At 64.9% G+C, this 12,768-nt stretch carries 11 protein-coding genes; 4 read left to right on the top strand and 7 right to left on the bottom strand.

The window, feature by feature from the left end:
- Window positions 1–53: 53 nt before the first annotated feature.
- Window positions 54–1,145 (bottom strand): xenobiotic reductase XenA, encoded by a 1,092-nt coding sequence (xenA, locus tag HU737_RS03050; protein ID WP_186555313.1) that lies wholly within the window; start codon window positions 1,143–1,145, stop codon window positions 54–56.
- A gap of 53 nt (window positions 1,146–1,198) precedes the next feature.
- Between xenA and HU737_RS03045 the strand changes: the two genes are divergently transcribed.
- Window positions 1,199–1,534 carry an ArsR/SmtB family transcription factor gene (locus HU737_RS03045; RefSeq protein WP_186555479.1) on the top strand — a complete coding sequence of 112 codons (336 nt, stop codon included), beginning with the start codon at window positions 1,199–1,201 and terminating at the stop codon, window positions 1,532–1,534.
- Window positions 1,535–1,593: 59 nt separating this feature from the next.
- On the opposite strand, the gene HU737_RS03040 is transcribed toward HU737_RS03045, so the two are convergent.
- The 6 genes from HU737_RS03040 to HU737_RS03015 all read right to left on the bottom strand — a co-directional run bounded on the left by HU737_RS03040 (window position 1,594) and on the right by HU737_RS03015 (window position 8,211).
- On the bottom strand, window positions 1,594–2,505 hold the full coding sequence (locus HU737_RS03040; protein ID WP_186555314.1) for a 2-hydroxyacid dehydrogenase: 912 nt from the start codon (window positions 2,503–2,505) through the stop codon (window positions 1,594–1,596).
- A 10-nt stretch (window positions 2,506–2,515) separates the two neighbouring features.
- Window positions 2,516–3,364, bottom strand: a complete 849-nt coding sequence (locus tag HU737_RS03035) for an ureidoglycolate lyase (RefSeq protein ID WP_186555315.1) — start codon at window positions 3,362–3,364, stop codon at window positions 2,516–2,518.
- Window positions 3,365–3,392: 28 nt separating this feature from the next.
- On the bottom strand, window positions 3,393–4,133 hold the full coding sequence (locus tag HU737_RS03030; protein ID WP_186555316.1) for an SDR family oxidoreductase: 741 nt from the start codon (window positions 4,131–4,133) through the stop codon (window positions 3,393–3,395).
- The gene (locus tag HU737_RS03025) at window positions 4,130–5,497 is read right to left on the bottom strand and encodes an MFS transporter (protein WP_367616006.1); all 1,368 of its coding nucleotides are present in this window, start codon (window positions 5,495–5,497) and stop codon (window positions 4,130–4,132) included. Before HU737_RS03025 ends, HU737_RS03030 begins: the two co-directional genes overlap by 4 nt.
- An 85-nt stretch (window positions 5,498–5,582) precedes the next feature.
- Window positions 5,583–7,166 carry an aldehyde dehydrogenase (NADP(+)) gene (locus HU737_RS03020; RefSeq protein ID WP_186555317.1) on the bottom strand — a complete coding sequence of 528 codons (1,584 nt, stop codon included), beginning with the start codon at window positions 7,164–7,166 and terminating at the stop codon, window positions 5,583–5,585.
- Window positions 7,167–7,263: 97 nt separating this feature from the next.
- Window positions 7,264–8,211 carry a LysR family transcriptional regulator gene (locus HU737_RS03015; RefSeq protein ID WP_186555318.1) on the bottom strand — a complete coding sequence of 316 codons (948 nt, stop codon included), beginning with the start codon at window positions 8,209–8,211 and terminating at the stop codon, window positions 7,264–7,266.
- Window positions 8,212–8,326: 115 nt separating this feature from the next.
- On the opposite strand from HU737_RS03015, the gene HU737_RS03010 reads away from it, so the two are divergent.
- From HU737_RS03010 to HU737_RS03000, 3 genes are read left to right on the top strand one after another with little or no spacing between them, the layout of a single operon-like run.
- Complete coding sequence (locus tag HU737_RS03010; protein WP_186555319.1) at window positions 8,327–9,508, top strand: fumarylacetoacetate hydrolase family protein; 1,182 nt, start codon at window positions 8,327–8,329, stop codon at window positions 9,506–9,508.
- A 46-nt stretch (window positions 9,509–9,554) separates the two neighbouring features.
- The gene (locus tag HU737_RS03005; RefSeq protein ID WP_186555320.1) at window positions 9,555–10,946 is read left to right on the top strand and encodes an MFS transporter; all 1,392 of its coding nucleotides are present in this window, start codon (window positions 9,555–9,557) and stop codon (window positions 10,944–10,946) included.
- A gap of 33 nt (window positions 10,947–10,979) precedes the next feature.
- On the top strand, window positions 10,980–12,767 hold the full coding sequence (locus HU737_RS03000; protein WP_186555321.1) for an IlvD/Edd family dehydratase: 1,788 nt from the start codon (window positions 10,980–10,982) through the stop codon (window positions 12,765–12,767).
- The last annotated feature ends 1 nt before the right edge of the window (window position 12,768 follow it).

Below are 12,768 nucleotides of genomic sequence, written 5' to 3'. Positions count from 1 at the left end.
GGAGCGGGCTTGCCCCGCGACAGCGCCGTAACTGACTACAAATCAGCTAGGGCTCAACGATAGCGCTCAAGCCAATGCGCATAGGGTGCTGGCAAGGTCCACGAGGCCTTGTCGACCCCCAGTTCCTTGGCCGCAAAGTACGCCCAGTGCGGATCGGCCAGGTGCGCCCGGCCTACCGACACCAGGTCCAGCTGACCGGCCTGCAGCGCCCCCTCGGCCAGCTGCGGCGTACCGAAGCCCCAGGCTGAAGTCACCGGCAAATTTGCCTCACGACGCACGCGCTCGGCAATCGGCCCCATGAACGCCGGGCCCCACGGGATGTTGGTCTCGGCAATGGTGAAGCCGACGCTGACGCTGAGCAGATCCAGGCCACCGGCCTTGAAGCGGCGGGCCAGCTCGATCGATTCCTCAAGGGTCTGCTCGTCGCGACCGTCATATTCCAGCACACCGAAACGCGCCGTCAGTGGCAGGTTCTCTGGCCACACTTCGCGCACCGCAGCCAGGGTTTCCAGAAGGAAGCGGCTGCGGTTGTCGAAGCTGCCGCCGTAGGCGTCGGTGCGCTGGTTGGAATGCTCGGAGAAGAAGCTTTGGCCCAGATAACCGTGGGCAAAATGCAGCTCGATCCACTCAAAGCCTGCGTCTCGCGCGCGCCGGGCGGCATCGACGAAGTCTTGCTGGACACGGGCGATGTCAGCCAGGGTCATCTCACGCGGCACTTTCGGCAAGTGGGCACCGAAGGCGATGGCGGAGGGCGCGATGGTCTGCCAGCCGCGCGCATCGTCGGCAGCAATGTGGTCGTCGCCTTCCCACGGCCGATTGGCGCTGGCCTTGCGCCCGGCGTGGGCGATCTGGATGCCTGGCACCGAACCTGCCGCCTTGATCGCCTTGACCACCGGCACGAAGGCTTGCGCATGGGCGTCGCTCCAGATACCGGCGCAGCCGGGGGTGATGCGCCCCTCCGGTGCGACTGCCGTGGCCTCGACCACCACCAGGCCGGCACCACCACGGGCCAGGCTGGCCAGGTGGACGTGGTGCCAGTCATTGATCATGCCGTCCTCGGCGGTGTACTGGCACATCGGCGGAATGGCGATGCGATTGCGTAGGGTAACGTCCTTGAGGGTGTAGGGTTGGAACAGCGCGGTCATGAACAATCTCCAGAAGCTGAATGGGCATTCGATTGTTCGATCATATTCGAACTATGGCAATTTGTGAAACCCCCGTTATCATGTGTGCCATGCGAGCCTATAAACATCCCAACCCTGAAGACCTGATTCTGGAGCGCGTGCTCTACGCCCTGAGCGACCCTGTGCGCCTGGAAATCGTCCGCCATCTGGCGGCTGTGGCCGAGGCCAGCTGTGGCGAGTTGGACGGCGGGCGGCCCAAATCGAGCATGTCCCATCACTTTCGTGTGCTGCGCGATGCCGGGCTGGTGCATACGCGCAATGTCGGCACCACGCATATGAATTCGCTCAGAAGCGCTGAGCTCGATGGGCGTTTTCCGGGCTTGCTGGGGTCGATTCTCCAGCAGCAGTAAGCGCGGCTGGCCCAACCCCTTTGCGCTGGTTGGGCGCCGCGCACAGGCCGGATGTGGCGTCAGTGCGCCGAGATCACCGCGCGCACCACGCAGTCGGCCATGGCCTGGCGGGTCTGCAAGGTGGCGCTGCCCAAGTGCGGCTGGAGCACCACGTTGTCCATGCCCAGCAACGCCTCGGGCACTTGCGGCTCATCGGCAAACACATCCAGCGCAGCGCCGGCCAGACGGCCGTCGGCCAAGCGAGCGACCAGTTCAGTTTCATCGACCACGCTGCCCCTGGCCACATTGACGATGACCCCGTTCGGCCCCAACGCCTCCAGCACCTGGGCATTGACCAGGTGACGCGAGCCGCTACCGCCGGCCGCCGCCACCACCAAGATATCGCAGGCCGCAGCCAGGCTGAGTGGATCGGCGTGATAGGCAAACGTACAAGCGGCTCGCGGCCGACGGTTGTGGTAGGCAAGCACGACGCCAAAGGGCTGCAGCCGTTCGGCGATGGCCATGCCGATCCGCCCCAGACCGATGATGCCAACTCGCTGCCCGCGCAGACTGGTCCCCAACAGCGGGAAACCACCCAGGGGCCACTGCCCTTGCCTGACGAAGCGATCGGCCAGGCACACCTGGCGCAGTTGAGCCAGCAGCAGCGCCACGGCCTGGTCGGCCACGGCATCGGTGAGAAGATCGTCGGTGGTGACGATCGCGATGCCCCGCGCGTGCGCCTGCTCAAGGTCGATGCGGTCCACCCCTACCCCATTGACCGCAATCAGCCGCAGGTTGACCAGCGCCTGCATGAGCCAGGGCGGGACGCCCTCGCCGCCATTGGTCACCAGCGTGGTGAAGCGCTCCGGGCCCTCGCTCAGCAATGCCCGCCGGCTGGCTTCATCAAAGGCGCAGACCCGCTGGAAACGCTCATCCAGGCGCGCCTGGTAATCGGCCAGCAACGGCGCCAGCATCAACAGTTCAGCTTTCATCGGCTCACTCTCAATCTGCCTGTACGGTGAGCTGGCGCTGTTCGCCAAGGCCTTCAATGCCCAAGTGCATGACCTGCCCGGGACGCAGGAACACCGGCGTTGGCTTGATCCCCATGCCGACTCCGGGCGGGGTGCCGGTGGAGATCACATCACCCGGTTGCAGGCTCATGCAGCGGCTCAGGTAGGCGATCAACTGGGCAATACCGAAGATCAAGGTACGGGTGTTGCCGCGCTGATAACGCTTGCCGTCGACCTCCAGCCAGAGATCCAGCGCATGCGGATCGGGCACCTCGTCACGGGTCACCAGCCACGGTCCAATCGGCCCGAACGTGTCGAAGCCTTTGCCCTTGTCCCAGGTACCGCCGCGTTCAAGCTGCCATTCGCGCTCCGATACGTCGTTGATCACGCAGTAACCGGCGACGTGCTCCAGGGCATTGGCTGGGTCGATATAGCGCCCGCCCTTGCCGATCACTACGCCCAGCTCCACTTCCCAGTCGGTCTTGGTCGAGCCTCGTGGGATCTGCACATCGTCGTTGGGACCACAGACCGCGCTGGTCCACTTGTTGAAAATGATCGGCTCGCTGGGCACGGCCATGCCGGCTTCAGCGGCATGGTCGGCGTAATTGAGGCCGATGCAGATGAACTTGCCAATCTGCCCGACGCAGGGGCCGATACGCGGCGTGCCAGGGACCAACGGCAGGCTGGCAGGATCCAGGCTGGCCAGGCGGGCCAGGCTGTCGCTGGACAGTGCTGCACCGGCGATATCCGCCACATGCAGGCTGAGGTCGCGAATCTGCCCTGCGCTGTCCAGCAGGCCCGGACGCTCGGCCCCTTTGTCGCCATAACGCAACAACTTCATGGGTATCTCCTGTCTCGATACAAAGGATTCACAAGCTCATGCCACCGTCGATCAGGTGCACACCGCCAGTGGTGTAGGCTGAGGCGTCGCTGGCCAGGTACACGGCCAATTGCGCGATCTCTTCGGCGCTGCCCAGCCGGCCCATAGGCTGGCGGTTGACGAATTGCCGGTAGACCTCCTGCGCATCGCGGCCTTGGGCCAGGGCCTGGGCGGCGATGCGCTGGTGCAACGACGGTGAGTCGACGGTACCCGGGCAGATCGCGTTGCAGCGGATGCCCTCGGCGATATGGTCGGCAGCGACGGCTTTGGTCAGGCCGATCACGGCTGCCTTGCTCGCGCCATAGGCGACGCGATTGGGCACCGCCTTGACGCTGGAAACCACCGACGCCATGTTGATGATCGAACCACCACCGCGGCGCTGCATACCTGGCAGGAACGCACGGATCATCCGGTACATGGCGGTGACGTTGAGCGCCAGCGAACGCTCCCAGGCCGCTTCGTTGCAGTCCAGAATGCCACCGCTGTGCACGAAACCTGCGCAGTTGAACAGCACGTCGATATCGCCCAGTTCGGCGCGCAGCGCCTCGATCGCCGAGGCCGAGGTCACATCCAGAACCCGCGCCTGGATACCTGGCTCATCGAGCAGGCTGTCGATGCGAATATCGCTGCCGAACACCTCTGCCCCGGCGGCCGCGAACGCCTGCGCGCTGGCCAGGCCAATGCCTTGGCCAGCGGCCGTGATCAGCACCCGTTTGCCCTGAAGGTTCATGCCGCCTCCAGTTTCAGCGATGCATTGCTCGGGGCTTCACGCCGCCCCAGCATGCTTGCCGGGATGGCCAGGATCAGCACGGCACTGACGAACAGGCACAAGCCCAACACATAGGTGCCGTTGTTGATGTTGCCGGTCAGGTTCTCGGCCACGGCCGTGATCATCGAACCGGTGAAACCGGACAGGTTGCCGATGGCGTTGATCATGCCAATCCCCGCCGCAGCGGCAACCCCCGACAACAGGGTACCCGGCAGGGTCCAGAAAATCGGCATCAGACTGAGCACGCCGGAGGCCGCGACAGTGAGGAACACCACCGAGAGCACCAGGTTATCGGAGAAAAACGCGCTGAGGATCAAGCCGCAGCCGCCGATGAATGCGGGTATCGCCGCGTGCAGGCGGCGCTCGCCAGTGCGGTTGGAGTGCCGCGCATTGAGCAACATGGCGATCACCGCAACGCCATAGGGGATGGCCGTCAGCAAGCCGATATCAAAGCTGCTGGTGATGCCGGCGCTCTTGATGATCGACGGCATCCAGAAGGCCAGGCCATAGAAACCAGTGTTGAACGTCAGCAGAATGAACACCAGCAGCCATACCCGCGGATTGAAGAACACCTCGCTCAGGCGTGAGACCTTGCCCTGGTTGTCTTGCTGCAGATTGGCCTTGAGCAACTGCTTCTCGTCAGCCGACAGCCAATGGGCCTTGTCGATGTTGTCACACAGGCAGGTGAACACCACCACCGCCATGATCACCGAAGGCAGGCCTTCGATCAGCAGCATCCACTGCCAGCCGGCCATGCCGTGCCAGCCATCGAGGCTGGTCATCAACCACCCTGAGAGCACCCCGCCCAAGGTCAGGCTGACCGGCATGGCCATCAGGAAACCGGACATCACCCGGCTCTGGCGCTGGGTCGGGAACCAGTAGTTGAGGTAGAGGATCACGCCAGGGAAGAACCCCGCCTCGCAGATACCCAGCAAGAAGCGCAGCACGTAGAACATGGTGCTGGCCTCGACGTGGAACAGTTTCGCCAGCGGCACGGTGAAGGCCACGGCCATGGAAATGATCGCCCAGCTCGCCATGATCCGGGCGATCCAGAAGCGCGCGCCGTAGCGGTGCAGCAACAGGTTGCTGGGCACCTCGAACAGGAAGTAGCCCCAGAAGAACACGCTGGCGCCCAGGGCATACACGGTGTTGCTAAATTGCAGGTCGTTGAGCATGTCCAGCTTGGCAAAACCGATGTTGACCCGGTCCAGGTAGGCGGCCATGTAGCACAACAGCAAAATTGGCAGGATACGCAGGATCACCTTGCGATAGGTACGGTCTTCGAAGCCCGGATCGCGGGCCGGTGCGGCGGGTTGGCTGTGCATCGTTGAAGCCCCTCGGCATGTCGGGCATGCCTGATTGTTGTTATCGACAGGGCACCGGGCGCAGTACGCCCGGTGGTGCAGCGGGTCAGGACAAAGGGTCGCGGCTGGGCTGGCCATCGACCAGGCGCAGCAGCGCGAGCGGGTTGCTGTCACGTAGCGCCTCGGGCAGCAGTGCCTGGGGGAAGTTCTGGTAGCACACCGGGCGCAGGAAGCGATCGATCGCCAGGGTGCCGACCGAGGTGCCGCGGCTGTCGGAAGTGGCTGGATACGGCCCGCCGTGGACCATCGCCTCGCAAACCTCGACGCCGGTCGGGTAGCCGTTGATCAGCAGGCGCCCGGCCTTGTGTTCGAGCAGCGCCACCAGGTCGCAGGCCTCGGCCAACTCAGCCGGCTCGCCAATCAGGGTGGCCGTCAGTTGCCCGCCGAGCGCCGCCAGCGCCGCCAGTAACTCGCTGCGATCGGCGACCTCGACCAGCACCGTGGCAGGGCCGAACACTTCTTCCTGAAGCAACGGCTCACCGTTCAACAGCAGCTCGGCATCGGCCTGGAACAACTGCGCGCAGGCCTGCCCTGCTGGCTGCTCGGCGCCGGCCAGGTGGCGGATACCCGGGTGCGCCTTGAGCTGAGCCACACCCTGGGCATAGCTGCGCAGGGTGCCAGCGTTGAGCATGGTCTGCGGCGGCTGATCGGCGATGCGTGCCTGCAATTGCTCGACGAAAGCGCTGAGCGGCGCAGAACGCACGCCCAGCACCAGCCCAGGGTTGGTACAGAACTGTCCGCAGCCCAGCACCACCGAGGCGGCCAGCTCGCCCGCGATGGCCTCACCTCGGCTCGCCAGCGCCTCTGGCAAGACGATCACCGGGTTGATGCTGCTCATCTCGGCAAACACCGGGATCGGTTGCGCACGTGCCGCCGCCATGTCGCACAGCGCTCGCCCGCCCTTGAGCGAACCGGTAAAGCCCACTGCCTGGATCGCCGGATGCTTGACCAGCGCTTCACCGACCCCGGCACCGAAGATCATGTTGAATACGCCAGCCGGCATGGCGCAGCGCTCGGCCGCACGAATGATGGCCTGGGCGACCGCCTCGGCAGTGGCCATATGCCCGCTGTGCGCCTTGAACACCACCGGGCAGCCGGCGGCCAGCGCCGCAGCGGTGTCGCCACCGGCAGTGGAAAAGGCCAAGGGGAAGTTGCTGGCACCAAACACCGCTACCGGGCCAAGGCCCATGCGGCACTGGCGGATATCGCTACGCGGCAGCGGCGTGCGCTGCGGTTGAGCGCGATCGATGCGGGCTGCGAGGAAATCACCGCGACGCAGTAGCTGGGCAAACAAGCGCAACTGACCGCTGGTGCGAGCGCGCTCACCCTGGATACGCGCCGCCGGCAACGCCGTCTCGCGGCTGACCAGGGCGATGAAGTCTTCTCCCAGGGCATCAAGCTGTTCGGCAATGCTGTCGAGAAACTGCGCCCGACGCTGCGGCGCCAGTGCCCGATAGACGGGATAGGCCTGGGCGGCGGCACGTGCGGCAGCGTCGACCTCGGCGTCGCTGGCCTGGTAAAAGGCCCCCGGCAAGGCCTGGCCCGTGTGGGCGTCGATGCTGTGCAACAGCGGTTGGCCTGCGCCGCTACGGGCGCCGCCGATAAATTGCTGACCTGCGTTCGGAGTCATGGATGTTCCTTGGCATGCTGGAAAACACTGGTCGCTAATCTAGGCGGGCCTGCGATTCTTTCCCAATGGCATTTGTGGATCATCCGATAACAGATCGTTATCGGATTTCTCGCGCTTTCTGGGCATCTGCCAACAGGATCTGGGCAAACTCCAGCGCCGCGCCACTGAGCACTTCACCTTTGCGGGTGAGAATGCCGTAGTCCTGCGGCGCCAGATGCAAGGGCGTATCGAGGATGCGCAGCACGCCGCTGGCCAGGTGCGGCTCGACCATGGCCTGGGGCAGCATGCCGATCATCGGTCCGCCCTGCAGCACCTTGAGAAAGGTCTGCATGGAAATGGTATCGATGGTGTTGCGTGGCACCCCGACTCCGGCTTCAGCGAAGGCGCGTTCCATACGCCCCCTGATCGGCGTGCCCTTGGGGTAGAGAATCCATGGCCATTCGAGCAACTGCTGCAGGGTCACCGGGCCGTGGTCGCACAGCGGGTGCTGGTGATTGACCACGAAACAGAACGGCTCCGGCGCCAGTGCCTGGAAGTCGAAACGCTGGCGCTGGGCCTCGTCTGTGAAGCGCGCTACCGCCAGGTGCAGGATCTTGTCATCGAGCATTTCCATCAGATGGTCGCTGGTCTGCTCGACCACTTCTATCGACAGCAACGGCCAGCGTTGCTTGATCTGCACGATGGCGTCCGGCAGGGCGACGGCGGTGGCGGCGAAGATCCCACCTACTTTGAGATGGCCATGCCCGCCCTGGCGCAGGCTGCCGATCTGGTCGACGAAGTTGCGCGCATCGTTGAGGGCGACCTGGGCATAGCGCAGCACCTGCTCGCCCAAGGCCGTGGGCGGCATGCTGCGCGGTTGACGTTCGAACAGGGCAAAGCCCAGCAGGCTTTCGATTTCTTTGAGCATCTTGCTGATCGCCGGCTGGCTGAGGTTCATCTGCTGGGCAGCCAGGTGCATGTTGCGGGTGCGGCCAAGGGTGTCGATGAGCAGCAGATGGCGGAACTTGAGCCAGTTGCAAACGTGGGAGAACGACAGGTCCGACATGGTATCCACCTTTGGTGCAATAACCTGATGTTATCGATTAGTGAAAAGATGCCATTGGAGTTTATCGCGTCGCTTACCTAGCGTGCAGCTTTCAGGACTCAAGAGACCCACTGCCATGCCGCTGACCCTAACTCCCGCCAACACCCTGCCCCACGACGGCCTCACCGGCACCCTGGTCGGTCGGGCCTGGATCCCTGGCCAGATCGCCGGCCCCTCGCCGATCGTGCTGCGCGCCGATGGCGTGTTCGACCTGTCCGAGCGCTTCGCCACCTTGAGCGAACTGCTTGAAAGCGAATCGCCCCTGCACGCCCTGCGTGCGACGGCTGGGCGCTTCATCGGCAGCGTGCAAGAGCTGCTGGCCAACAGCACCAGCCAACCTGACAGCAGCCGCCCCTACCTGCTGCCGCCGCTGGACCTGCAAGTGATCAAGGCCGCCGGAGTGACCTTCGCCGCGAGCATGATCGAACGGGTCATCGAGGAGCAGGCTGGCGGCGACGCAGCCCGCGCCGAGGCAGTGCGGGCGACGGTATGTGCGGTGATCGGCGACAACCTGCGCGCGGTCAAGCCTGGCTCGGAACAGGCCATGGCCCTCAAGGCCCTGTTGATCGAGCAAGGCATGTGGTCGCAGTACCTGGAAGTGGGCATCGGCCCGGACGCCGAAGTATTCACCAAGGCCCCGGTGCTGGCGGCGGTGGGCAGCGGCAGCGTGATCGGCGTGCATCCAGGCTCGCAATGGAACAACCCCGAGCCGGAAGTGGTGCTGGCTGTCGACAGCCGTGGGCGCATCCACGGCGCGACCCTGGGCAACGACGTCAACCTGCGTGATTTCGAAGGGCGCAGCGCATTGCTGCTGAGCAAGGCCAAGGACAACAATGCCTCCTGCGCGATAGGCCCGTTCATTCGCCTGTTCGACGAAACCTTCGACCTCGATGCGGTGCGCAACTGCGTGGTCGACCTTGAGGTGCGCGGCAGCGATGGCTTCGTGCTCGCCGGAAGCAGCTCGATGGACCAGATCAGCCGCGACCCCGAGGACTTGGTGCGCCAGACCCTCAACCGCAACCACCAATACCCCGATGGTTTCTTGCTGTTCCTCGGCACCCTGTTCGCGCCGACCGAAGACCGCGATCACCCAGGCGCGGGTTTCACCCACAAGGCCGGTGACCTGGTGACCATCTCAAGCCCGTTGCTCGGGGCCCTGCACAACCAAGTCAGCCGCAGTGACCAGGCTGCGCCCTGGACCTTCGGCCTGGCTGCACTGATGCGCAACCTGGCGCAACGAGGGTTGCTGCAAGGCTAAGCCGACTTACCCGCTGCGCCCATAACAACAACAAGCGAGGCAGAACATGCAAACCGAGAGCAACGTCCCCCCCACGCCCGATCCCCGCCAACTGCGCCGGGCGATTTATACCGGCGCCGTCGGCAGTGCCCTGGAGTACTACGATTTCGCCCTCTACGGGCTGGCCTCGGCGCTGGTCTTCGGGCATATCTTCTTCCCCTCGCTGGGCACCACCGGCGCCTTGCTGGCCAGTTTCGCCACCTACGGCGCGGGGTTTCTGGCGCGGCCGTTCGGGGGGCTGTTCTTCGGCTCGCTGGGTGATCGCAAAGGGCGCAAGTTGGTGTTGCTGCTGACCATCGCGCTGATGGGCGCGGCGACCACCCTGATCGGCCTGCTGCCAACCGGGCCCACCGGGGCCGTGCTGCTGGTGCTGCTGCGCCTGCTGCAAGGCTTTGGCGCCGGTGCCGAGCAGACCGGCGCGGCCACCCTGATGGCCGAGCTCGCGCCGCGTGAGCGTCGCGGCTTCTACGCGGCCCTGCCGTTCATTGGCGTGTTCAGCGGGCTGGCCCTGGCGACCATCACCTTCCGTGTGCTACAGGCCACGCTCACCCAGGAGCAACTGCTCGACTGGGGCTGGCGCTTGCCGTTCCTGGCCAGCGTGGTGCTGATCTTCATGGCGGTATGGATTCGTCTGAAACTCAAGGAAAGCCCGGTCTTCCAGCAGCTCAGCCAGAACCAACAGGTGATCGAGTCGCCGATGCGTGCAGTGCTGCGCAACGCCCGTCGGCCACTGGCCGCCACCACCTTGATGCGCATGGCCGAAACCGGCTGCTCGACCCTGTACGCCACGGTCTCGATTGCCTTTCTCACGGGTTTTGCCAGCCGTCACCTGGGCGAGAGCGGCGCCAACCTGGCGGGCATCGGCACCAATGCGGTGCTGGCGGCAAGTATCCTGAGCATTTTCACCACGCCGCTGTTCGGTGCGCTATCGGACCGTTATGGGCGCCTGGCGGTGTACCGTGGCGGCGCTCTGTTTGGCGCGTTGTGGGCCTTCCCTTCGTGGTGGATGATTGACAGCGGCGACCCGACCCTGGTGTGTATCGCCGTGGTCGGTGGCTTCGCCCTGGCCGCCAACAGCATGCTCGGTGCCCAATGCGCGCATTTCACCGAGTTGTTCGGCAACCGCTATCGCTACAGCGGGGTGGCGCTGTCGCGGGAGATCGGCGCGATGCTCTCCGGCGGCCTGGCGCCGATCCTCGGTATCTTCCTGGTTGGCCTTGCCGGTGGCGGCTATTGGGTGCTGGCCCTGTATACCTTGGCGCTCACCGGCCTTACCCTGCTCGGCACCCTGCTGTCGACCGAAACCCGTGGCCGTGACCTGACCGCGCTGGATGACGCCGTCGGCCGCGGTGCGGCTGCCCCTATCGCACCTGTTCACGCCAGCGTCTTGCAACGCTGACCTGCGCCCCATAAAGACAAGAGAGCCCCTGACATGAGCCAGACCCCGAAACGCCCCCTGCGCAGCCAGCAATGGTTCGACGACCCAAGCCACGCCGACATGACTGCGCTGTATGTCGAGCGCTACATGAACTACGGCCTGACCCGCGACGAACTGCAATCGGGGCGGCCAATCATCGGCATCGCCCAGACCGGCAGCGACCTGACTCCGTGCAACCGTCACCACATCGAACTGGCGCAACGGGTCAAGGCTGGTATCCGCGATGCCGGTGGCATCCCGATGGAGTTCCCGGTGCATCCGATCGCCGAGCAAAGCCGCCGCCCCACGGCCGCGCTGGATCGCAACCTGGCCTACCTCGGCCTGGTGGAGATCCTGCATGGCTACCCGCTGGACGGCGTGGTATTGACCACCGGCTGCGACAAGACCACCCCGGCCTGCCTGATGGCCGCAGCCACCACCGACCTGCCGGCGATCGTACTGTCGGGCGGGCCGATGCTCGATGGTCACCACAAAGGGCAGTTGATCGGCTCCGGCACGGTGCTCTGGCATGCGCGTAACTTGATGGCCGCCGGTGAAATCGACTACGAAGGCTTCATGGAAATGACCACCGCCGCCTCGCCGTCGGTGGGCCACTGCAACACCATGGGCACGGCGCTGTCGATGAACGCACTGGCCGAAGCGCTGGGCATGTCCCTGCCAGGTTGCGCCAGCATCCCGGCGCCCTACCGCGAGCGTGGGCAGATGGCCTACGCCACCGGTAAGCGCATCTGCGAGCTGGTCATGGAGGATATACGCCCTTCCGCGATCATGACCCACCAGGCATTCGAAAACGCCATCGCAGTCGCTTCAGCCTTGGGCGCCTCGAGCAACTGTCCGCCGCACCTGATTGCCATCGCCCGGCACATGGGCATCGAATTGTCGCTGGACGACTGGCAGCGGGTCGGTGAAAGCGTGCCGCTGCTGGTCAACTGCATGCCGGCAGGTAAGTACCTGGGCGAAGGTTTCCACCGTGCAGGTGGCGTACCGGCCGTAATGCACGAGCTGCACAAGGCAGGCCGCCTGCATCAAGACTGCGCCACGGTCAGCGGCAAGAGCATCGGCCAGATCGTCAGCGACAGCGTCACCAGCAACACCGACGTGATCCTGCCCTACGACGCGCCACTCAAGCATGGCGCCGGCTTCATCGTGCTTAGCGGCAACTTCTTCGACAGCGCGATCATGAAGATGTCGGTGGTCGGCGAAGCCTTCCGCCAGACCTACCTGTCGGAACCGGGCAAGGAGAACAGCTTCGAGGCCCGCGCGATCGTCTTCGAGGGCCCCGAGGACTATCACGCCCGGATCGATGACCCGGCGCTGGACATCGACGAGCGCTGCATCCTGGTCATTCGCGGTGCCGGAACCGTTGGTTATCCGGGCAGCGCCGAAGTGGTCAACATGGCCCCGCCCGCAGCGCTGATCAAGCGCGGCGTCGATTCGCTGCCATGCCTGGGCGACGGTCGCCAGAGCGGCACCTCGGCCAGCCCGTCGATCCTCAACATGTCGCCGGAAGCGGCGGTGGGTGGCGGCCTGGCACTGCTGCAAACCAACGACCGGTTGCGCGTCGACCTCAACCAACGACGGGTCGACCTGCTGGTGGACGAAGACGAGATGGCCCGCCGTCGCGCCGCCTGGACGCCGAACGTCCTGGCCTCGCAAACCCCTTGGCAAGAGCTGTATCGCCAGTTGGTCGGGCAACTGTCCACGGGTGGCTGCCTGGAGCCGGCCACCCTGCACATGAAGGTGATCGCCCGCGAAGGCGGCATGCCACGCCACTCTCACTAAG

Source organism: Pseudomonas urmiensis (assembly GCF_014268815.2).
Classification (GTDB): Bacteria; Pseudomonadota; Gammaproteobacteria; order Pseudomonadales; family Pseudomonadaceae; genus Aquipseudomonas; species Aquipseudomonas urmiensis.
Note: the sequence above shows the minus strand (reverse complement) of the source record. Positions and strands in the feature narration are given on the sequence as shown.

Excerpts from the sequence above, each read along its gene's own strand:
- HU737_RS03030 (WP_186555316.1), bottom strand. The coding sequence starts at position 4,133 with ATGAACCTTCAGGGCAAACGGGTGCTGATCACGGCCGCTGGCCAAGGC.
- HU737_RS03035 (WP_186555315.1), bottom strand. The coding sequence starts at position 3,364 with ATGAAGTTGTTGCGTTATGGCGACAAAGGGGCCGAGCGTCCGGGCCTG.
- HU737_RS03040 (WP_186555314.1), bottom strand. The coding sequence starts at position 2,505 with ATGAAAGCTGAACTGTTGATGCTGGCGCCGTTGCTGGCCGATTACCAG.
- HU737_RS03010 (WP_186555319.1), top strand. The coding sequence starts at position 8,327 with ATGCCGCTGACCCTAACTCCCGCCAACACCCTGCCCCACGACGGCCTC.
- HU737_RS03005 (WP_186555320.1), top strand. The coding sequence starts at position 9,555 with ATGCAAACCGAGAGCAACGTCCCCCCCACGCCCGATCCCCGCCAACTG.
- xenA (WP_186555313.1), bottom strand. The coding sequence starts at position 1,145 with ATGACCGCGCTGTTCCAACCCTACACCCTCAAGGACGTTACCCTACGC.
- HU737_RS03000 (WP_186555321.1), top strand. The coding sequence starts at position 10,980 with ATGAGCCAGACCCCGAAACGCCCCCTGCGCAGCCAGCAATGGTTCGAC.
- HU737_RS03045 (WP_186555479.1), top strand. The coding sequence starts at position 1,199 with ATGGCAATTTGTGAAACCCCCGTTATCATGTGTGCCATGCGAGCCTAT.
- HU737_RS03015 (WP_186555318.1), bottom strand. The coding sequence starts at position 8,211 with ATGTCGGACCTGTCGTTCTCCCACGTTTGCAACTGGCTCAAGTTCCGC.
- HU737_RS03020 (WP_186555317.1), bottom strand. The coding sequence starts at position 7,166 with ATGACTCCGAACGCAGGTCAGCAATTTATCGGCGGCGCCCGTAGCGGC.
- HU737_RS03025 (WP_367616006.1), bottom strand. The coding sequence starts at position 5,497 with ATGCACAGCCAACCCGCCGCACCGGCCCGCGATCCGGGCTTCGAAGAC.